The organism is Synechococcus sp. C9, from assembly GCF_022984075.1.
Taxonomy (GTDB): Bacteria; Cyanobacteriota; Cyanobacteriia; order Gloeomargaritales; family Gloeomargaritaceae; genus Gloeomargarita.
On the sequence record NZ_JALAAD010000001.1, the window covers coordinates 2,345,964 to 2,364,677 of the forward strand.

Annotated in this window: 22 protein-coding genes; 6 read left to right on the forward strand and 16 right to left on the reverse strand. The window is 54.7% G+C overall.

The genetic code is table 11. From position 1 onward, the window contains the following. Complete coding sequence (locus MLD66_RS11455) at positions 1 to 1,254, forward strand: folylpolyglutamate synthase/dihydrofolate synthase family protein (protein ID WP_247217998.1); 1,254 nt, start codon at positions 1 to 3, stop codon at positions 1,252 to 1,254. 249 nt (positions 1,255 to 1,503) lie between these two features. Here MLD66_RS11455 and MLD66_RS11460 read toward each other — a convergent pair whose 3' ends face one another. Then, a complete protein-coding gene (locus MLD66_RS11460; RefSeq protein WP_247218000.1) occupies positions 1,504 to 2,088 on the reverse strand; it encodes a 2OG-Fe(II) oxygenase in 585 nt (194 codons plus the stop codon). Positions 2,089 to 2,106: 18 nt separating this feature from the next. Beyond that, complete coding sequence (locus MLD66_RS11465) at positions 2,107 to 2,376, reverse strand: hypothetical protein (protein ID WP_247218001.1); 270 nt, start codon at positions 2,374 to 2,376, stop codon at positions 2,107 to 2,109. A gap of 223 nt (positions 2,377 to 2,599) precedes the next feature. On the opposite strand from MLD66_RS11465, the gene MLD66_RS11470 reads away from it, so the two are divergent. Both MLD66_RS11470 and MLD66_RS11475 read left to right on the forward strand, forming a co-directional pair. Beyond that, entirely contained in the window at positions 2,600 to 3,583 is a 984-nt protein-coding gene (locus MLD66_RS11470; RefSeq protein WP_247218003.1) for a cysteine synthase A, read from the forward strand. Continuing rightward, positions 3,584 to 4,036: a hypothetical protein gene (locus MLD66_RS11475; RefSeq protein ID WP_247218005.1), complete on the forward strand. Its 453-nt coding sequence runs from the start codon at positions 3,584 to 3,586 to the stop codon at positions 4,034 to 4,036. A 279-nt stretch (positions 4,037 to 4,315) separates the two neighbouring features. Here the strand turns inward: MLD66_RS11475 and MLD66_RS11480 are convergent, their stop codons facing one another. From MLD66_RS11480 to MLD66_RS11525, 10 genes are all read right to left on the reverse strand, one after another. Continuing rightward, positions 4,316 to 4,912 (reverse strand): nucleoside triphosphate pyrophosphatase, encoded by a 597-nt coding sequence (locus MLD66_RS11480; protein ID WP_247218007.1) that lies wholly within the window; start codon positions 4,910 to 4,912, stop codon positions 4,316 to 4,318. Next, positions 4,905 to 5,309 (reverse strand): thioesterase family protein, encoded by a 405-nt coding sequence (locus MLD66_RS11485; RefSeq protein ID WP_247218010.1) that lies wholly within the window; start codon positions 5,307 to 5,309, stop codon positions 4,905 to 4,907. Before MLD66_RS11485 ends, MLD66_RS11480 begins: the two co-directional genes overlap by 8 nt. Continuing rightward, entirely contained in the window at positions 5,306 to 5,875 is a 570-nt protein-coding gene (locus MLD66_RS11490) for an FHA domain-containing protein (RefSeq protein WP_247218012.1), read from the reverse strand. The genes MLD66_RS11485 and MLD66_RS11490 overlap by 4 nt, the downstream gene beginning before the upstream one ends. A gap of 34 nt (positions 5,876 to 5,909) precedes the next feature. Then, positions 5,910 to 8,102 carry a CHASE2 domain-containing serine/threonine-protein kinase gene (locus MLD66_RS11495; RefSeq protein ID WP_247218014.1) on the reverse strand — a complete coding sequence of 731 codons (2,193 nt, stop codon included), beginning with the start codon at positions 8,100 to 8,102 and terminating at the stop codon, positions 5,910 to 5,912. A 146-nt stretch (positions 8,103 to 8,248) separates the two neighbouring features. Continuing rightward, entirely contained in the window at positions 8,249 to 9,274 is a 1,026-nt protein-coding gene (gene bioB / locus MLD66_RS11500) for a biotin synthase BioB (protein ID WP_247218016.1), read from the reverse strand. 78 nt (positions 9,275 to 9,352) lie between these two features. Continuing rightward, on the reverse strand, positions 9,353 to 9,907 hold the full coding sequence (locus tag MLD66_RS11505; protein ID WP_247218017.1) for a glyoxalase-like domain protein: 555 nt from the start codon (positions 9,905 to 9,907) through the stop codon (positions 9,353 to 9,355). After that, positions 9,904 to 10,677 carry a RodZ domain-containing protein gene (locus tag MLD66_RS11510; protein WP_247218019.1) on the reverse strand — a complete coding sequence of 258 codons (774 nt, stop codon included), beginning with the start codon at positions 10,675 to 10,677 and terminating at the stop codon, positions 9,904 to 9,906. The genes MLD66_RS11505 and MLD66_RS11510 overlap by 4 nt, the downstream gene beginning before the upstream one ends. Before the next feature lie 68 nt (positions 10,678 to 10,745). Beyond that, a complete protein-coding gene (locus tag MLD66_RS11515; protein WP_247218021.1) occupies positions 10,746 to 11,468 on the reverse strand; it encodes a pseudouridine synthase in 723 nt (240 codons plus the stop codon). Between the two features lie 3 nt (positions 11,469 to 11,471). After that, positions 11,472 to 11,912 carry a peroxiredoxin gene (locus MLD66_RS11520; RefSeq protein ID WP_247218023.1) on the reverse strand — a complete coding sequence of 147 codons (441 nt, stop codon included), beginning with the start codon at positions 11,910 to 11,912 and terminating at the stop codon, positions 11,472 to 11,474. A gap of 16 nt (positions 11,913 to 11,928) precedes the next feature. Beyond that, on the reverse strand, positions 11,929 to 12,087 hold the full coding sequence (locus tag MLD66_RS11525; RefSeq protein WP_247218024.1) for a hypothetical protein: 159 nt from the start codon (positions 12,085 to 12,087) through the stop codon (positions 11,929 to 11,931). A gap of 16 nt (positions 12,088 to 12,103) precedes the next feature. Between MLD66_RS11525 and MLD66_RS11530 the strand changes: the two genes are divergently transcribed. From MLD66_RS11530 to MLD66_RS11540, 3 genes are all read left to right on the forward strand, one after another. Then, on the forward strand, positions 12,104 to 12,586 hold the full coding sequence (locus MLD66_RS11530; protein ID WP_247218026.1) for a tRNA (cytidine(34)-2'-O)-methyltransferase: 483 nt from the start codon (positions 12,104 to 12,106) through the stop codon (positions 12,584 to 12,586). Between the two features lie 291 nt (positions 12,587 to 12,877). Further along, positions 12,878 to 14,317: a peptidoglycan DD-metalloendopeptidase family protein gene (locus MLD66_RS11535; RefSeq protein WP_247218028.1), complete on the forward strand. Its 1,440-nt coding sequence runs from the start codon at positions 12,878 to 12,880 to the stop codon at positions 14,315 to 14,317. A gap of 163 nt (positions 14,318 to 14,480) precedes the next feature. Further along, complete coding sequence (locus tag MLD66_RS11540; protein ID WP_247218030.1) at positions 14,481 to 15,887, forward strand: folate/biopterin family MFS transporter; 1,407 nt, start codon at positions 14,481 to 14,483, stop codon at positions 15,885 to 15,887. A 231-nt stretch (positions 15,888 to 16,118) separates the two neighbouring features. On the opposite strand, the gene MLD66_RS11545 is transcribed toward MLD66_RS11540, so the two are convergent. The 4 genes from MLD66_RS11545 to MLD66_RS11560 all read right to left on the reverse strand — a co-directional run bounded on the left by MLD66_RS11545 (position 16,119) and on the right by MLD66_RS11560 (position 18,696). Then, positions 16,119 to 16,583, reverse strand: a complete 465-nt coding sequence (locus tag MLD66_RS11545; protein ID WP_247218032.1) for a DUF29 domain-containing protein — start codon at positions 16,581 to 16,583, stop codon at positions 16,119 to 16,121. 224 nt (positions 16,584 to 16,807) lie between these two features. Further along, entirely contained in the window at positions 16,808 to 17,398 is a 591-nt protein-coding gene (locus MLD66_RS11550) for a DnaJ domain-containing protein (RefSeq protein ID WP_247218034.1), read from the reverse strand. A 1-nt stretch (position 17,399) separates the two neighbouring features. Next, complete coding sequence (locus tag MLD66_RS11555) at positions 17,400 to 17,996, reverse strand: ATP-dependent Clp protease proteolytic subunit (RefSeq protein ID WP_247218036.1); 597 nt, start codon at positions 17,994 to 17,996, stop codon at positions 17,400 to 17,402. A gap of 46 nt (positions 17,997 to 18,042) precedes the next feature. Beyond that, positions 18,043 to 18,696 carry an ATP-dependent Clp protease proteolytic subunit gene (locus tag MLD66_RS11560; protein WP_247218038.1) on the reverse strand — a complete coding sequence of 218 codons (654 nt, stop codon included), beginning with the start codon at positions 18,694 to 18,696 and terminating at the stop codon, positions 18,043 to 18,045. Positions 18,697 to 18,714 lie beyond the last annotated feature (18 nt).

Genomic DNA, 18,714 nt, shown 5'->3' on the forward strand with positions numbered 1-18,714 from the left:
GTGACGAATCATCCAGATAGTAACTCAGAAATTGAATTATTTTTTCAGGGGTTACAACGCTTTGGTATCACCCTAGGCTTAGAGCGGATTCAAGCCCTGTTAGATCATCTGGGAAAACCGCAGGATCAGGTACCTGTGATTCATGTTACGGGTACCAATGGCAAGGGGTCTGTCTGTGCCTATTTAGCCAGTATTTTGACCGCCTGTGGTTATCGTACAGGACTTTATATTTCCCCGCATTTAATCGCTTATCAAGAGCGGATTCAAATTAATCATAAACCCATTGAACTAGCAGATTGGTGGCGGATTTTACAGCAGATTAAGCAAGTGGTTGAAACCCATAACATTTCCATTACTGAATTTGAAGCCATTACTGCGATGATGTGGATTTATTTCGCTGAACAACAAGTAGATATTGCCGTGGTCGAAGTAGGTTTGGGGGGGCGATTGGATGCTACTAATGTTGTGCTTCACCCTCTAGTGACTGTCATCACATCTATTGGTTTGGATCATCAGGAACGTTTAGGCCCTCAGTTAACAGATATTGCCCGGGAAAAAGCGGGTATTCTTAAGCCCAATTGTCCCCTGGTGCGTGGGCCAGTTCCCCCCTCGGCGGCTCAAGTGATTGATGCCCAAGCCCATGCCCTCCATTGCCCAGTGATTGTGGTAAATCAGCCCGTGAATTGTGCAGATCAATACCTTGATTTTTGTGGGCACAATTATCCTATTCCCCTGGCAGGAGCGCATCAATTTGTGAATGCTCAAATTGCCCTGGAAGTAATTAGCCAATTGCGGCAAAAAGGATGGAAGTTACCAGTATTTCAAGTCCAGCAGGGAATCGCCAATACCCACTGGCCGGGGCGTTTGCAATGGGTGCATTGGCAGGGGAAAAAAATCCTCTTGGATGGGGCGCACAATCCCCAGGCGGCTCAGATATTGCGCCAATATATTGATGAGCAGAATTTCCCACCAGTGCATTGGATCATCGGTTTATTAAAAACTAAAGATGCGGTTGAAATCCTGCACCACCTATTACGTTCTGGAGAGCGGGTGAGTTTTGTGCCCATTCCCGGTCATCATTACCACGAAACCGCCTATCTCAATGACCTAGCGCAACGCATTTGTCCAGGGATTTTCAGCCAAACTTATGCCGATAGTTGTAGTGTTTTATCAGCTATTGCCCCTAGTGATATAACCGTTATCTGCGGTTCTTTATATTTAATCGGTCAGGTACTCAAATTCATTACATCTTAAACATTTACCATAGGATCAAATCCACCGAACGGAGATGACGGCAACACCATTGATTATCAGGGACTTCTACAACATAAGCATCCTGCCAAGTACTTACCATTTTATTCCTGAAATAATGGGCATCTCTATTGATTTGAGCCAACCAGAAATTCCATCGTTGGCATACCAATATGACCCAGAACCAAGGGCGGGGATACCCCCCTGCGACCGCTAACTTTGAATTGATAGAAGTGCCCTAATGCCATTCCCCTAATGACTGTGGAATAGCCACGTTGTCATGGCATATTTGACCCCCGATTGTACAGGCAGGGACTGGTGTGGATGGGTATAATACGCTGGGAAAACCACCACTGCCCCCTGTTGCGGTTTAACAGTTACCCCCTGCCGGTCAAAATAGGTTTCTCCCCCGGTAAAATCCTCGTTCAAATAGCCCACAATCCCCACATCCCGCGTGGGAATCCCCTGCGCTATTTCCATTCGCCGACTGTTTAGTAAGACATTATCCACATGGCGTTGATAAAATTGCCCCGGTTGGTAACGCAAAATCGAAATAGATTCCATATCATAAAAACCGATGCCATAGGTGCGGTGGAGGAATTTTTGTACCGGTAATAAACAGGCCATAAGCAGTTGATTAGTGGATTTAAGTAAGGGTTGCTCCCCACCCAAATTGAGAATATCGCTGGCACGAATTTGGGTATCCACCGTATCCAGTAAAATACCCGCCATCTTTAGTTCTTGAGAGTTAATGATTTCAATAATATGCTGACAAATTTTAGGGCTAAATACCCCAGGAACAAAAAAAATATCCTGGTCTAAGGGAATGAAATCCATCTTGAGGTAACTGCCAATTTAGAAGTTATCTTGATCCTCTTGAAAACCTAAATTTTTCCAACTTTCCTTGAGTGCTTTCCACAGTTTTTTGATTTCCCGATAGGCTTCTTCACTGGTGATTTTACCCCCTGTTTCTAAACCGCAAATAATCCCAATTCTTTGGGCAAATTCCTGCAAATTGGCATTAAAAATCAACTTTTCCGGGGTAAATTCCCCCCGATAGGTAGAACGGGCGTAAATGAAGCTTTCTTTATCCACTTCATTGGGTATTTCTTCTGGGGTAGGCACGGGCGTTGGGAGGTAAGGTGGTATAATCTATTCTATCATTTTTTCTTGCCTACTCTGCCCCCTTTAGAAGGCAGGGAATCCTAGACTTGCACATTTACAAAGGTGATTATTCTGGATGCCAGAGCCAATTTTTTTCAAAATGGTCCTAAAATAGAGGGGCAGAGCCATCCCTGGGTAAATATGGGTGTACCTTGAGGGGCAAGACATCAAACGGATAGTGTGCATGGACATCCGCAACGGATTTATTGAAACCATCGGCAAAACGCCTTTAATTCGCTTAAATTCTCTGAGTGAGGCGACTGGCTGTGAAATTTTGGGCAAGGCGGAATTTCTCAACCCCGGCGGCTCGGTGAAGGATCGGGCGGCTTGGTCCATCATCCGGGATGCGGAGGAACGGGGGCTACTGCGCCCTGGCGGTACGGTGGTGGAAGGCACGGCGGGGAATACGGGGATTGGTCTCGCCCACATTTGCAACGCCCGGGGGTATCGCTGTTTGATTGTGATTCCTGAAACCCAATCCCAGGAAAAAATTGACCTATTGCGATTACTGGGTGCGGAGGTGAAATTGGTTCCCGCCGTCCCCTATCGTGATCCGAATAACTACGTTAAAGTTTCCGCTCGGCTGGCACAGGAAATGGACAACGCCATCTGGGCAAATCAATTTGATAATCTGGCAAACCGGCAAGCGCATTACACCACGACGGGGCCAGAAATTTGGCAACAAACGGACGGAAAAATCCACGCTTGGGTGGCGGCAATTGGCACGGGGGGAACATTTGCAGGGGTTTCTTTATATTTGAAAGAAAAAAATCCCGACATTCGTTGTGTGGTTGCTGATCCCCTGGGAAGTGCCTATTTTAGTTATGTCAAAACCGGTGAATTGAAAGCATCAGGTAATTCCATCACCGAAGGAATTGGTAATTCCAGAATCACTGCCAATTTAGAAAATGTACCGATGGATGATGCGCTACAAATTACCGATTTAGAATGTGTAAAAATGGTATATCATCTCCTGTGGCGAGAGGGGTTATTTTTGGGCAGTTCGACTGGCATTAATGTGGCCGCTGCGGTGCAATTAGCGCACCAATTGGGGCCGGGACATAGAATTGTAACGATTTTGTGCGATGGTGGTGCCCGTTACCAATCCCGTTTATTCAATCAAACTTGGTTACGGGAAAAAGGACTTTGGCCAGCGGAGTGGGATTGAATGGAACCATCTCAAACATCGGCACTCTTGCCATCAGGGCCCAATGGGTTCATTACCTTCCTTTACTACTTTGGTCTCACCAGTTTAATTGCGAGTGTAGTGATTGCCCAAGCGTTACATCTGGATTTAGGAACACCAACCCCTTATCAATACGCTTTTATCCTAGGGATGATTGGTGGGGTTTGGGGTAGTTATTTTAATCGGTCAGTAACCTTAGAACTCCAGAGTCATCACCCCCAAAATCTGCTGGCAAACTTAGAAAATAAATTGCAGGAACTCGGGTTCACGCAATGTCAACAGCAAGAGCAAATACGGATATATTCCCCTCAGTTATTGCCCTCTTTATTCATGGGGAAAATTCGTGTCCTAGTCGCAGAAAACCAGATCAAGATTGTGGGACGAGCGGTTCACATACAGCAATTGCAGAAAAGTTGCTCCCAGGAATCTTCATAGTAGTTTCAAACAAGTTTGCGACATTGTAGGGCATCAACTCGGTCTAATTTGCATGAATTGTAAGCCAAGAAATTTAGGGCACTTCTAAAAATCGGTCGCAGGGGCGTAGCCCGTTTTGGTTTTCGATAGCATGGGCATTGTAGCCAGATAACCTTCAATGGGTGCAAATAATATAGAGGTGCCCTTTATTGATACTTCAAAAATCACGGGTCGCAGGGCGTAGCCCCGTTTTGGTTCTCAAATTGTCTGAGATTTTCATATCGAAAAAATGTATCAACCTCACCAATACCCGGTAAGGTCATAACCGAGTTGGGACATCATCTCCCGGAATAGGGGCAAACTCAAGCCGATCACATTGCTATGACAACCGGTGATCCGTTCCACCCAGATACCGCCTTTTCCCTCCAGCGCAAAAGCCCCTGCACATTGTAAGGGTTCCCCCGTATGAATATAAGCCTGCATTTGTTCTGACGTTAACCGGCTAAAAAATACTTGGGTGGTGGCGACACGGGTGAGGGTTTCGCCGGTGGTTAGGTCAATGAGGGTGTGCCCGGTATGCAATTGCCCCTGGCTCCCACTGAGGTGTTGCAGTTGCGCTAGGGCGGTCGCCGCATCGCTAGGTTTGCCATAAATCACCCCCCCCAACTCAAACAGGGAATCACAGCCCAACACCACCGCTGGCGGGGTAAATCTGGTCGCCACTTCGGTCGCTTTCGCCTCGGCAAGGGTTGCCACCAAGGCCACCGGGTCGGAGTTCTGAAATTGTCCCTCATCCACCCCACTGGGGCACACCAGGGGTGCCAGCCCAATCTGGCGCAGGAGTTGCAACCGGGCGGGGGAAGCGGAAGCTAAAATCAACTGGGGGAGGTTAGGCATCCAGGGCTTGGGCAAGCAGGGGGGGTAAACGGCGGTAGAGTTTGCCAGTACGGCGTTCCAGGGGCGCCAACGCCACCATGGCGGTACAAACGATTTCCCCTTGACGGGTCAGTTCGTAATCCCAGACCAACCGCACCCCTTGGCGGGGACGGGGACGGGCTTTGACCAGGATTTCTTCGCCCAAGAAAACGGGTTTTTGGTAGCGGATGGACAAATCCACCACGGGTAAATCGCAACCGGCGGCCACCAAATCCCCAAAATTCAAGCCCCGCCCCTGCAACCAGGCCACCCGTGCCTGCTCCAGCCAATGCACATAACTCCCGTGCCACGCCACCCCCGCATAGTCCGTGTCCTGGGGATAGACCTGCACCGGGTACACAAACCAATCCGCCCTCATACGCCCCCGACCGGCTGGGATGGGACATGGGACGTACTGGGGGTTTTGGGGCGATACTGTTCCAACACCATACTCACCAGTCCCCAGGTGGCCGCCGCCGCCGCCACGATCAAAATCAAGGCTAAGACAATCATCATGCCCGAATTACTCCGCCCCCGTTTGGCTGCTACCATTGCCGGGGTGGCTGTAGTAGGAGCCGTAATCTGGGTGGCATTGGGGTCGCCGGTGGTCAGCAGGGTCACGGTAATCCGGTGGCTCCCCAGGCGGATCACATCCTGGTCATGCAAAACCCGGCTGGTTTGATGCAAGGTTTCCCCATTTAGCCCCGTCCCATTGGCACTGCGGTCGGTCAAAATCACCTGGTCGCCGCTACTGCTGATCAAAGCGTGGTAACGGGAAACTTGTTTATCCGGCAGAACCACCCGGTTCACAGGTTTTCCCCCCAGGCGGCTGGGCATTTGCTCATATTCCCGCCCAAACGCTATCGGTGGCGCATAATGATGCTGGGTCGCCGCCCCCGTCGTCGGGTCATTCCAACTCAACTGGACATAGATGGGTTCATCCATCACATCTCACCCCCCATGCCTCCCATCATAACCCCTAGAGCAGGGGCTTCAAGTCCCGCAGAACCTCCAACGCCGTCTGGTAGCGTTCCGTGTAGAAATAGGCCACCATTTTGTCCAAAATATCCGCCAACGTCCGGCTCACCTGCGCCCGCTCCCGCCAGATGGGCAGTCCCGTATCCTGGTCTAAATCCAAATCCCGGGGTGGGGTACCGGTCAACGCCTGAATGCCAATCATCCCCACGGCGTAAAGATCGCTGTTTAACTGGGGTCGCCCCGCCATCTGCTCACTGGGGGCATAACCCCGGGTGCCCACCGCCACCGTGTAATCCCCTTCCGTGCCCGCCGCTTTGGGTCGCATCTGCTTCACCGCCCCAAAATCAATCAAGACCAACCGCTGGTCCTTCTGGCGGCGAATGATATTGGCCGGTTTCACATCCCGGTGAATCACCTTATGCTCATGCACAAACGCTAAGACTTCTAAAATGCTCCGCAAAAAATGCACCGTGTAGGCCTCATCCCGCTTTTGCCCCGGCACCAACTCCTTATCCAAGGGCGTGCCCTCAATAAATTCCTGCACCAGGTAAAATTCTTGATTTTCCTCAAAATAGGCCAACAACTGGGGAATCTGCCGGTGCCGCCCCAGGACTTCCAAAATTTCCGCCTCCGTATTGAACAGACGGCGGGCCAATTGCAAAAACTGACTGTCGGAACGCCCCGGTTTTAGCTGTTTCACCACACAGGTGGGTCGCCCCGGGCGTTGGGTGTCCTGGGCTAAATAGGTACGGCCAAACCCCCCCTCCCCCAGCACCTTGACCACCTGATAGCGGCTGGCCAACAGCCCATCTTCCCGACGGCTCGGTTGGCTCGAACGTATCCCCAAATTCCCCGCCGCCGTCGCCTGGGTGGACTCCAGCAAATTCTGCAAAATCGTAATCTGCTGTTCCTGTTGCGCCGCCTTGGCCGCCACCAGCCGGTGCTGACGATCCGTTTCATAGGCAATGTAAGCCACCACCCCCATGCCGGTGCCCACCACCCCCAAAACCGGCGGCACCAGGGGAATCCAGCCCCCCCCAGCGAAGAACACCACGGCGATCCCCACCACCGCCACCACCGCCCCGGTCAACCCCAGGGACAAGCTCAAGGGATGGCGCAACCGCCAGGCCAGGATGCCCCCCACCCAACACCAGAGAAAGACCCAGAGGATTTCCAGCCCCTCCCCCCAATACCAAATTTGCGTCCGCCCATCCAGGGCACTGCTGATGATTTGACTGGCAATCTGGCCGTGGAGCACCACTCCCGCCATCTTTTGGTCTTCTTGCAACCCAGCACTGTAGGGGGTATAAAAATCGTCCTTGGCACTGGCGGCCGTCACCCCCACCAACACCAACCGGCCCTCCACCAAACGGGGGGGAACCTGTTGCGCCAATACTTCCCCTAGGGTGACCTGCTCCACCGCCTGCCGTGCCCCCCGGTAATTCAACAACACCTGATAGCCCCGGTCATCCACTCCCTGGTAGGGGCCAGCGTTGGCCGTCAACCGGGGAAATGCCCCCCGCCCCAACAGAATCGTCCCGTCCGCCGTTTGCTGGGGTTCAATCCCCTGGGGTTGCAAAAACCGTAAGGCCAATTGCACCCCAAGGGCATTGGGTGTGGGACAAGGGGATTGGGGGTTCACCTGCCCGCCCAACAAGGCCCGCCGCACCGTGCCCCCAGCGTCCACCACGATATCCGCAAACCCGACGCGCTGGGGAGCCTCTGCCCGGGGAATCGCCGGTGGGGGTTTGATGCCGGGGCTATTGCCATCCCCCAGTTTGCACACGGTGATCACCCTTGCTTCCTTGGCAAAAAGGTCATTCAGGGCTTGACTGCCCGGTTCCTGGGGAATATCCCGATAAAAATCCACCCCAATCGCCCGGGGGTTCTGGGCCAACAACAGCCGCAGGGCTTCCGCCAAGGTTTTATCCCGGAGCGGCCATTGCCCCAGTTTTTGAATATCCGCCTCCGTCACTTCCACCACCAAGACCCGTTTGTCCGGGGGTTCATCCGGTCGCCACCGGATCATCTGGTCGTAGAGCGCCAATTCCACCCCCTGCAAGCCCCCAGTTGCCCGCACCCCGGTCAGAACCATGCCCACCACCAATCCCCCCAACAGGGCAGGCCAGCCCAACCAAATGCCAATCTTCTGTACGGGTGGCCAGGACTGGAGGCGTTTTAAGAAAGCAGGCATAGGGGGTCAGAAGTGTATTAATAAGGTAATGTGTTTGCACCCAGTCGCTTGACCATACCTAAACCCTGCCGAAACCACCGATTTAGCCCGAAAATTGCCGGATGCGAACTGTTTCCATCCACCGTTACTGCCAGTTTACCACAGGGCTAGGGGGCAAGCGGTGCCCCCGGCCATTCATGCCCCTGCTGACCCTGCCGGGGTGGACGGGGCGTTAACCCCAATGCGGTCAACAAATCCTGGTCCTGTTGATAACTCGGACAGGGGGTGGTGCGGGTGAGCATCTGCCCGTCGTCGCTGGAAAAAATGGAATTGACCCCCGCCAGAAAACACCAGGCCTGCTGTGGGGCACTCAGGTGAGTACGCCCGGCGGCCAGCCGCAAATCGCTCTTGGGCATGAGAATCCGGGCGGTGGCCAGCACCCGCAGGACCTCCCAGAAGGGCACTGGCTCCTGGTTCTCCAAGGGCGTACCCGGTACTCGGGAGAGGATATTGATCGGGACGGATTCCGGGTGGGGTCGGAGGTTCGCCAGGGTCGTCAAGAGTTCCATCCGGTCCGCATGGGTTTCCCCCAGTCCCAAAATGCCGCCACAACAGAGGGTGATCCCGGTGTGCCGTACCCGCGCCAGGGTAGCCAGGCGGTCATCATAGGTGCGGGTGGTGATGACCTGGGGGTAATAGCGCCGGGACGTATCCAGGTTGTGGTTGTAGGCGTATAGACCCGCTTCCCTGAGCCGTTGCGCCTGGGTTTCCGTGAGCATCCCCAGGGTACAGCAGACTTCCAATCCCAGGGCGGTAATCTGCCGGATCATCGTCAAAACCTGTTCAAAGGCTTTCCCCGGTCGAGCCTCCCGCCAAGCCGCCCCCAAACAGACCCGGCTCACCCCCTGGGCTTGGGCACGCTGGGCAATCGCCACAACTTCATCCACGCTCATCAGGGGTTGGGGAGCAATCCCGGTATCATAATGGGCGGATTGGGCGCAATAACCGCAGTCTTCCGGACAGCCCCCGGTTTTGATGGAAACCAAACGACACACCTGGATTTCCCGCTGGGGATGGTACTGGCGATGCACCGTGGCGGCTTGGTACACCAATTCCAGGAGGGGTTGCTCGTAGATCGCCTGCACTTGCTCCACTTGCCAATCCCACCGGCACCCGCCAACCTCTGTGACCATGAAACCTCTGCCCCAAATACTGGTTACCACTTTGCCCGGAAATGGCTACGAATGCAACCTATCCCTGCCCCTAATGTTTCACCGACTGGGCAGACGGCTGGGGCGCTTCATCCGTGCCACTTCCATAAATTCTAAGGTTTTCCCCTCGCTACTTTGGAGCCAATAACGCAGGGGACGCTCCTGGAGAATCTTGTGGGGGAGGGCACGCATCTGCCCCCGCAGGAGCAACCAGTCCAGGCAAGCCCGGTCAAAACACACCAGGCGCACCCATCCCTGCCCCGGGGGTTTCGCCCCGCCAATCAGATGCAACTGAGTATTTCTACGCAGTTGGTACCAAAACCCCGCCGGTAAAGCCCCCCCCGGTCGGTGCGGGGAAATCAAGGGGTCGGTCAGCCCCAAGACCTGCTCATAGTTGTAATAATAATGTAATGGCACTTCTGCTCGTTTCAAGCCCAAATCCTCTTCGCAGAACCAGCGGGCGGCTTCCACATCCGAAGCCATCAGCGTGTAAATTTTGGGGGCACTCCGCAAAAACAGCCACAGAGCCGTGCCGTATCCCACCAGCAACAGCACCATCACCCCTTGGGCGGACAGGAGGCTATCGGGCAACCATTCCCAGGCGAACAGGATCATTGGGGGGGGGTGGGCAAGGTAGGATTGGCCAAAGTCAGGGTCACTTCCTTGACTTCCCCCGGTTTGCCCAGGGGTTGGGGGGCACCCTCATTCACCCGCACCCGCACCTCCCCCGCATTCCCAGCGGCTAAGACCAGGGTTTGCTTGGCGGTCCACGTCTCAGTCGCCCCTGGGTTCAAAATGCCCTCAAACACCACTTGCCCATCCGCCACCACCTGCAACCAGGATTGCCCCGTCAATTCCACGTGCACCCGCAATTCCGTAGGCTTGGGCGTGACCTGGGGGGACGGGGAAACGGCTACGGGGGGGGATGGGGTGGCTGGGGTCGGGGTAACGCTGGTGGGACTGGGTGCCGGTGCAACCGAATGGGACGAATTGGATGGGCGCAGGACGTAGGACAGCACCGCAATCGCTCCCAAGATCAGGGCAAAGTAGGTCACATAGAGATGAAACGGGCGCAGGGGACTGCCCACCTCTCCCCGCACCGGAGCGGTTTTGGTCAGGCGGGGAGCCAAGTCCAACTCGCTTAAATCCAAGTCTGGCAATTCCAGGAGGGTGGCATACTGGCGCAAAAAACCCTGTACATAGATGGGTTCCGGCAATTCCGCCACATCCCCTGCCTCCAACGCCCGCAGTAATCGGGTTTGAATCCGGGTACGGGCAGACACCTCCTCCAAGGACAACTGCCGTTCCTCCCGCACCTGTTGTAGGTACCGCCCAATTTCTCGTAAACGTTCCACCTGGGTGGCATTGTAGGCACTCACGGGCATATCCTGATCACCGTCAATCCCAATGACTTGAACTGTTGCACAAAAGTTACGTTTATTTAACTTCCAGTCTAAAGGATATGGGCGCATACCGCTTGGCAAAACGCCTGTTCCTGGGGGGTCAGGGGGCGGAGATGCCCCACGGGTAAGGTCCCTAGTTGAATGTCCCCAATCGCCTGGCGATGCAACCGCAGTACCGGATAGCCCAATTGCGCCGCCACCCGCCGAATTTGCCGATTGCGCCCCTCCCGCAACTGGATTTCTAAAAGGGTCTGGTGCCCTGTTTTCCGTAACATTCGCACCTGGGCAGGCAGGGTTTTCTGCCCATCCAAAGGCACCCCCTGTCGCCATTGCGCCAACACCTGGGGGGTCGGTTGCCCCTGTACCCAAACCCGGTAGGTCTTCCACACCGGATGGCGGGGGTGGGTCAACGCCAGGGTGAGTGCCCCGTCATTGGTCAAGAGCAACGCCCCACTGCTGTCGTAGTCCAACCGACCGACGGGGTAGAGGGGGGGCAGGTCAGGGGGCAAAAAATCCCGCACCGTGGGTCGTCCCTGGGGGTCGGCACAGGTACTCACCACCCCGACCGGTTTGTGGAGCAGGTAGTACCAATGCGCCGGAGCGGGGGGCAGGGGTTGCCCCCGGACAGTAATCTCATCCACCTGGGGGTCACATTTTTGCCCCACCTGTGCCGGTCGCCCATTCACCCACACCTGCCCGGCTCGGATCAATGCCTCCGCCTGCCGACGAGCGGCTACCCCCCGGTGTGCCAGAATTTTCTGCAACCGCTCCATCCCCTAGTCCAAACCCAAATCCAGCAGGATGTCCTGGGCGTGGGTCTCGGCTTTGACATTGGTGTACACCCGCTCGATCTGCCCCTGGGGGCTAATCACATAGGTGACCCGTTTGCTGTAGCCCCCCCCGTCCACGTCGTAGGCTTTGGTAATCGCCCCATCCGTATCCACCAGCAGGGGAAAGGGCAGGTTGTACTTCTGGGTAAAGGCTTGATGGGTCGCCTGGTCATCCCGACTCACCCCCAAGACCACCAAATCCTTTTCCTGGTAGGTTTCATAGCGGTCCCGAAACCCACAGGCTTCCTTGGTACAGCCGGGGGTATCGTCCTTGGGATAAAAGTACAAAATCACCCGTTTCCCCGCAAAATCCGCCAGGGAAATGGGGCGACCTTGGGTATCAACCGTCTGAAATGCTGGGGCAACCGTACCGGGATTCAACGCCATCGCACACCTCACAAAATCAGCCAGAGCTATTGTAGCCGCTCCAGGGCAGTCCCCCCCTTGATCCGGCGGTAATGGCGATGGGATTGGGGTTGACCGGAATTGGCTCCCCCCGCACAATGATTACAATTTTTAATGCCAGGGCGAAAGTTAAAATAAATTTAAAGATGCTAATCATCGGCAGATCGGGCTAAATGTACGACTTTTGTGCTGGGGATTTTCCCCTTCATGTAGTGCTGGTAGAGCCGCAAATCCCCCCCAATACGGGAAATATCGCCCGCACCTGCGCCGCTACCCGTACCCCCTTGCACCTGATTGGCCCCCTGGGATTTGAGTTGAGTGACCGCTATTTGAAACGGGCGGGCTTGGATTACTGGCCCCATGTGATCTGGAATTTCTACCCCAACTGGCAGGAATTTATCCGCAGGAATACTCATCCCGCCCACCGCTGGTTGGCCTTCAGTCCCCGGGCGCAGGTCAGCCTCTGGGAATTCCAATTTCAACCAGGGGATTGGTTATTTTTTGGGAGTGAAACAGCGGGTCTGCCGGACTTTTGCCTCAATGCCTGTCATACACACCTGCGGATTCCCATGCGGTCAGCGGGGGTGCGGAGTTTGAACCTATCCGTGAGTGTGGCGGTCGGTCTCTTTGAAGCCCAGCGGCAATTAGCACAATAAGTGACCTTTGGCGTGTTGCTTGGGATACATATAAGTTTTTTTTAATTATCTTCTTAGGCTGACACGGTGACATCGCCCTTATCAGTCATAACGATTTATCATCAGGGCTTTACGCTGGCTGGGGGAGGCGGGCTAAATACTGGACTAGAGCGTTGCTGGTTTGGTTCCAGTTCGCCATGAGTGGTTGAGGGGTGATTCGGGTGTTGGGTACCACCGGCACACGGGAAGCCCTGGCTAAGTTCGCTCCTTGTGTTTTGTGTTTTCCTCACACCCGTTTATAGGAGGTGACTCTTGCAACAGCACGATTTTGCCAGCTTTGGTTGGCGGCCCGTACAAGTGTCCCAGCAATTGTCCAATTTGGCCGTTGCTCAGGTTTCCCGTCCTAGCCCGGTTCGTCCGGTGATGACCGGGTTGGTCGCCGTCGGTGCCCTGGCCAGCGTGGGTCAGGGGGTAGCGGTAGCGAATCCCGCCCTAGCCCCGGAGATGCCTGTTTCTCCCCAGGAAGGGGTGGTAGCGGTGGTGCCGGATGCTTTGGTGGTGGAACACCGGGTGCGGGCGGGGGAAACTCTGTGGCAGTTGTCCCATCTGTACCAGGTGACGGTGGAAGAAATTGCCCAGTTGAATGGGTTGCGCCCGGAGCAGGTTTTGACGGTGGGGCAGGTGTTGAAAATTCCCCCCCGTTCGCCGGAGGCGTTTCCCAATCGGGTTGAGAATTTATTGGCACGGGTACGGCAACAGGCGTTGATCCGGGAGGGGCGTTTGCCTCGGGATGCGGCGGCGATGATGGCAACTCCCACTTTAGTGGAGCATGGAGCGCAGGAGGTTTCCCCCAAACAAGCGGGGCAGTACCGGGTACAACCGGGAGATACTTTGAACGCCATTGCCCGCCGGTTCGGGGTATCTTTGGAAGCGTTGGTGCGGCTGAATCGTCTGACCAACCCGGATGTGTTGTATGTGGGGCAAACCCTGCGGGTGCCGGGGATGACGGCTGAAACGCCTGCCCGTGATTTGGCCCAACGCCCCGTGCCCCAGGTGTTGGCTCGCTTGACGGCTCCCCGTCTGCCAGCTGTAAAACCCCAATCTTTGCGGGCACCGGGAATAAACTTGCCCCAGGCCCCGGTGAATCCCCTGCTGGGAACCGACGCGCTTGGGGAATTGGGCACGGCTCCCCCGGTGAATACGGATCAACTGCGGCGCAATCCAGGGGTACAAAATTTGGCGGCGATCCTGCCCAACGTCTTCCCCCCGGCTTTGAGTGAGGGCAGTTCCCCCAATGCCAATCTCCAAGCTCTGAGCTTGCCGCCGATGGGGGATGCGGAGACATTTTTGCCCAAGGACCCCACCTTCTTCAAGGGGTATATCTGGCCGGCACGGGGGGTACTTACCTCCGGGTTTGGCCCCCGCTGGGGACGGATGCACCAGGGGATTGACATTGCTGGGCCGGTGGGGACCCCCATCGTAGCGGCGGCGGCGGGGACGGTGATTTTTGCGGGCTGGAATTCCGGGGGCTACGGCAACCTGGTAAAAATCTGGCACGACAACGGCAGTGTCACCTATTACGCCCACAACAGCCGCATTTTGGTGCGGGAAAATCAGCAGGTGGAGCAGGGGCAGCTCATTGCGGAAATGGGCAGTACGGGCTTTAGCACTGGGCCCCACGTCCATTTTGAAATCCGCAAGCGGGATCGGGGTCCGGTGAATCCGATGGCGTTCCTGCCTGGGCAACGCTAGGACAAATCCCCCCAAATTGTGAGGTGATGTGTGGTCATGGGTTGTCCCGTGGCCGCTTTTTTTTGGCGGGTATCCCCAAAACCCATAAAATTGAAAAAATTTGTAACATAAGTTAGTTCTCGTTGATTTTTTGTTGACCATGCGTTTGCTCCCAGGAGGTGCCATGCAGACTAGGATTTCTTCCCCTTGGCGGGCTTGGGTGCAACGTCGGATGTTGCTGGGTTGGGAGCCGACCCCGGAGCTTTTGGGGATTTTGCTGGTGTATTTTGTCCAGGGGGTAATTGGTCTGGCCCGGTTGGCGGTGAGTTTTTTCCTGAAGGATGAATTGGGCTTGTCCCCGGCAATGGTGGCGGCTTTGACTGGGATTGCGGCTCTGCCCTGGATGGTGAAACCCCTGTTTGGATTTATCGCTGATGGCGTGCCCCTGTGGGGCTACCGGCGGCGTTCCTATTTGATCCTGTCGGGCATTTTGGGGGCGGGGGCCTGGAGTTGGTTAGCCCTGTGGGTACACCGACCCTGGCAGGCGGTGGCGGCGATTACCCTGGCCTCTTTGGCAACGGCGATGGGGGATGTGATTGCGGATTCGTTGGTGGTGGAGCGGGTGCGGGGGGCAACGCAAAGCCAGACGGGTTCCCTACAGTCCCTGTGTTGGGGGACGAGTGCGGTGGGGGGGTTGGTGACGGCCTACTTGAGCGGGGCACTGCTGGAACATTTGGGCACCCGGGCGGTATTTGGGATTACGGCGGTGTTCCCACTGCTGGTGAGTGCGGGGGCGTTTTGGGTGCAGGAACTGCCGGTGACGGAGCGGCGGGGGTTCACGGCGGGCATGGTGTCCCAGGTACAGCAGGTGTGGCAGGCGATGAACCAGCGGGCGATTTTACTGCCAACGATGTTTTTATTTCTCTGGCAGGCGACCCCGACGTCGGATACGGCGTTTTTCTTTTTTATTACTAATGAATTGCAGTTTCCGCCGGAATTTTTGGGGCGGGTGCGGCTGGTGACCAGTGTGGCGGCCTTGGTGGGGGTGTGGGTGTTCCAGCGGTATTTGCGGGAGGTGCCGATCCGCCGGATGTTGCTGTGGACCACGGTGCTTTCCAGTGGTTTGGGGTTGACCAATTTGTTGTTGGTGACCCATGCCAATCGCCTGTTGGGGATTCCCGACCGCTGGTTTAGCCTGGGGGACAGTGCGATTTTGACGGTGATGGGGGAATTGGGGTTTATGCCGGTGTTGGTGTTGGCCGCACGCCTGTGTCCACCGGGGATTGAGGCCACCTTGTTTGCCCTGCTGATGTCGGTGCTGAATCTGGCGGGGGGGGTGGCCCACGAATTAGGGGCGTTGTTGACCCATCTGTTGGGCATTACGGAAACCGATTTTGGCCGGCTGTGGCTGTTGATTACCCTGACCAATCTGAGTACCCTCCTGCCGTTGCCCCTGCTCCATTGGCTCCCGGAACATACGGCCAGCAGTACCCCAGGGGGAAATTTGCCGCCAGCGGTGGTGCCGGATGCAGTGGTGTTGGGGGATTTGGCGCCGGGGTTGCACTTCGAGGCGGTGGAAGTGGAGTCTTAAAGCCATCCTAAATGCGAATGGCATCGGGGTTCCAGGGGCACCGCCCCCATATTTGGTTCTGGGGAATCTCTGTTCACTAATCAAGTAGGATTGCTATAGTACGAAAGTGCGAGCAAAAATTCCGCAGAACTAAAGGCGGAAACGGTCTTTTAGCAGCATTGCTGTTTTGAAGTATAAAATTTATTTTTCTGCCCATTCCTACCCTGGCGAGGGAGTGAATTCAGTTTGTTTTTACCCCCGAGATGGCTCCAGCCAAAAGTCACAGTTCAGCATTGGTGCAATGGAACGCTCCCTCGGCCATTGATCGGGGAAGGAATGTTGTGGATATTCTTTTCGCACATTTTTTAGGGCGATGTGCCAAGCCTTATCAAAACTGATTTCCCAGCGATTTTCCAAGCTAGGTACGGCATCCAATAAAACCTCTAGTTCTGCCCTTTGGGTGCGAATTGTTCGTTCCCAACCTGGGTAGTCATTGACGAGAGGCACATACAACCGTTTTAATAAATGCTCCAATAAGACGATCAGGCGGCTAACCAATTCTTTTTTTTGAGAGATGCCCAAGGCTTCTACTTCTTGGATCAGGTGTTCAAGGTCGAGATGATCAAAATCCCGTGCCTTCAGTTTGGCAACCGTATCTTCTGACCATAGCAAAATATCCTGCTCATAAAGGTCATTTAGATTTTGCATTTGGGTCATTGGACAACCTCCCAATTTAATTTTGATTCAATAATCTACTAATTTATTTATTTTAATTTTAGCGTATCATGATCATACCCCCTTGGTGAACCGATCTTTTGGGGAACCCAAAACAGAGGTTATGTCCATGTAGTCACCTATTGGGAATTGACTGATGAATTAATTGAGGAATGCGCCCCTCATTGTGAACCTACGCAAGCAAAGATACACCCCTACCAATTCATTCAATACTTATTAATCCGCTGATCCAGCCGAATAAATTCCCGATTCACCTCCTGCCACAGGTGCCGGTTGTGGGGGTCAAGGCGCAGGGCTTTTTTCAGATGACTGCGTGCCTTATCCCATTGCCCCTGATCAATCAAATGACTCCCCCACCGTTGATAGGTCTGGGCTTGCCAGGTGGGAATATCCCGGTCTTGGGGCAGTCGTTCCCCCAGGGCATCCAACAGAGCCACCGCCCGGGGAAATCGCCCCTGCTCCAGTAAGGTGCGCCATTGGACGTGAAATTTATGTTTGAACTCCTGCTCCTCCCGGGTCAGGGGTGGACGGGCTGGGGTGGGCTGGGGTGTTACCTCCACCCGCACCTGGGGCGTCACGGGGGGGTGCCCCTGGGTACCTGCGCTCAGGTGTTCCAACAGGAGAGTGTAGGCTTGATTGAGGGCGATAAACCGTTCGTGGCTGGCTTGATTGCCGGGGTTCACATCCGGGTGGTACTGGCGGGCAAGGCGGCGATAGGTGGCTTTCACCTGCTCCAAGGACGCACCCACAGGCAATCCCAAACATTGATAACTCCGCACCAGCTTGGGGTCAGCCATGTCACGGGGCTTTACCTTCGATGACCTTGTCCACCAAACCGTACGCCAACGCCTCCTGCGCCGACATATAAAAATCCCGCTTTTGATCCTGTTGAATTTTCTCCAACGGTTGCCCCGTATGGTACGCCAGGAGTTGGTTCAATTGTTGGTCAATCCGCAGAACCTCCCGGGCTTCAATTTCAATATCCGAAGCTTGCCCCCGGGTCCCGCTCGACACCTGGTGGATCATAATCCGGGAATGGCGCAAGGCTAAACGTTTGCCTTTAGTTCCCCCCGCCAATAGAAATGCCCCCATGGAAGCCGCTAACCCCACACAAATCGTCACCACATCGGATTTAACGTGTTGCATGGTATCGTAAATGGCTAACCCCGCATGGACCGAACCCCCAGGAGAATTGATGTAGAGATAAATATCTTTCCCCGGGTCTTCCGAGTCTAAATACAGCATCACCGCCACAATTTGATTGGCGATTTCATCATCCACTTCTTGACCCAAAAAAATGATCCGTTCCCGGTACAAACGGTTGTAAATATCAATCCATTGGGTATAGGGTTCACCGGGTAAACGGTAGGGAACTTTGGGAACACCAAGGGGCATCGTTTTACTCCTGCTGATTGGATAAATTAGGGTGAATTGGGATAAATTATGTTTTCCCTGGTAGGGCAAGATTTTGCGCCGCCTGGGGCAGTTGCCGGTTACTTTCCAAAATCCGGTCAATCAAGCCGTAGTCTTTCGCCTGCTGGGGGGTCATATAAAAGGTACGGCTCATATCCTTGGCAATTTTGTCCCGGGGTTGCCCCGTATTTTCCGCCAAAATGTCCAACATCACCGCCCGATTGTGCAGGACTTCCCGCGCCTGAATTTGAATATCCGAAGCCTGCCCCCGGGTGTAACTGCGGCTCTGGCGCAAAATGATCGAAGCATTCGGTAAACTGGCTCGATTGCCCTTGCTACCGGCGGATAACAAAACCGCCGCCATCCCCATCGCGATACCAATACAAATCGTATGCACCGGCGGTTTAATATAAGCCATCGTGTCGCAAATCGCAAAGGCTTCCGTTTCCCACGCCACCGGCTCCCCATCAAACCGAGAGGTACCCGTAGAATTGATGTAGAAATAAATGGGTTTTTCCGGGTCTTCGTATTGCAGATAAAGCAACTGCGCCACAATCAATTCCGTGACTTGATAAACAATCGGCAGACCCAGGTAAATAATCCGCTCTTTCAACAACAAGGACGGCAAATCCGGCGGCGGTGTCCGGTAGTAACTATCTCCGTAATACGGTGATTGCACCATAAGAGTTCCTCGCAATTC

Excerpts from the sequence above, each read along its gene's own strand:
- MLD66_RS11460 (WP_247218000.1), bottom strand. The coding sequence starts at position 2,088 with ATGGATTTCATTCCCTTAGACCAGGATATTTTTTTTGTTCCTGGGGTA.
- MLD66_RS11470 (WP_247218003.1), top strand. The coding sequence starts at position 2,600 with ATGGACATCCGCAACGGATTTATTGAAACCATCGGCAAAACGCCTTTA.
- MLD66_RS11475 (WP_247218005.1), top strand. The coding sequence starts at position 3,584 with ATGGAACCATCTCAAACATCGGCACTCTTGCCATCAGGGCCCAATGGG.
- MLD66_RS11480 (WP_247218007.1), bottom strand. The coding sequence starts at position 4,912 with ATGCCTAACCTCCCCCAGTTGATTTTAGCTTCCGCTTCCCCCGCCCGG.
- MLD66_RS11485 (WP_247218010.1), bottom strand. The coding sequence starts at position 5,309 with ATGAGGGCGGATTGGTTTGTGTACCCGGTGCAGGTCTATCCCCAGGAC.
- MLD66_RS11490 (WP_247218012.1), bottom strand. The coding sequence starts at position 5,875 with ATGGATGAACCCATCTATGTCCAGTTGAGTTGGAATGACCCGACGACG.
- MLD66_RS11495 (WP_247218014.1), bottom strand. The coding sequence starts at position 8,102 with ATGCCTGCTTTCTTAAAACGCCTCCAGTCCTGGCCACCCGTACAGAAG.
- bioB (WP_247218016.1), bottom strand. The coding sequence starts at position 9,274 with ATGGTCACAGAGGTTGGCGGGTGCCGGTGGGATTGGCAAGTGGAGCAA.
- MLD66_RS11505 (WP_247218017.1), bottom strand. The coding sequence starts at position 9,907 with ATGATCCTGTTCGCCTGGGAATGGTTGCCCGATAGCCTCCTGTCCGCC.
- MLD66_RS11510 (WP_247218019.1), bottom strand. The coding sequence starts at position 10,677 with ATGCCCGTGAGTGCCTACAATGCCACCCAGGTGGAACGTTTACGAGAA.
- MLD66_RS11515 (WP_247218021.1), bottom strand. The coding sequence starts at position 11,468 with ATGGAGCGGTTGCAGAAAATTCTGGCACACCGGGGGGTAGCCGCTCGT.
- MLD66_RS11520 (WP_247218023.1), bottom strand. The coding sequence starts at position 11,912 with ATGGCGTTGAATCCCGGTACGGTTGCCCCAGCATTTCAGACGGTTGAT.
- MLD66_RS11525 (WP_247218024.1), bottom strand. The coding sequence starts at position 12,087 with ATGATTAGCATCTTTAAATTTATTTTAACTTTCGCCCTGGCATTAAAA.
- MLD66_RS11530 (WP_247218026.1), top strand. The coding sequence starts at position 12,104 with ATGTACGACTTTTGTGCTGGGGATTTTCCCCTTCATGTAGTGCTGGTA.
- MLD66_RS11540 (WP_247218030.1), top strand. The coding sequence starts at position 14,481 with ATGCAGACTAGGATTTCTTCCCCTTGGCGGGCTTGGGTGCAACGTCGG.
- MLD66_RS11545 (WP_247218032.1), bottom strand. The coding sequence starts at position 16,583 with ATGACCCAAATGCAAAATCTAAATGACCTTTATGAGCAGGATATTTTG.
- MLD66_RS11550 (WP_247218034.1), bottom strand. The coding sequence starts at position 17,398 with ATGGCTGACCCCAAGCTGGTGCGGAGTTATCAATGTTTGGGATTGCCT.
- MLD66_RS11555 (WP_247218036.1), bottom strand. The coding sequence starts at position 17,996 with ATGCCCCTTGGTGTTCCCAAAGTTCCCTACCGTTTACCCGGTGAACCC.
- MLD66_RS11560 (WP_247218038.1), bottom strand. The coding sequence starts at position 18,696 with ATGGTGCAATCACCGTATTACGGAGATAGTTACTACCGGACACCGCCG.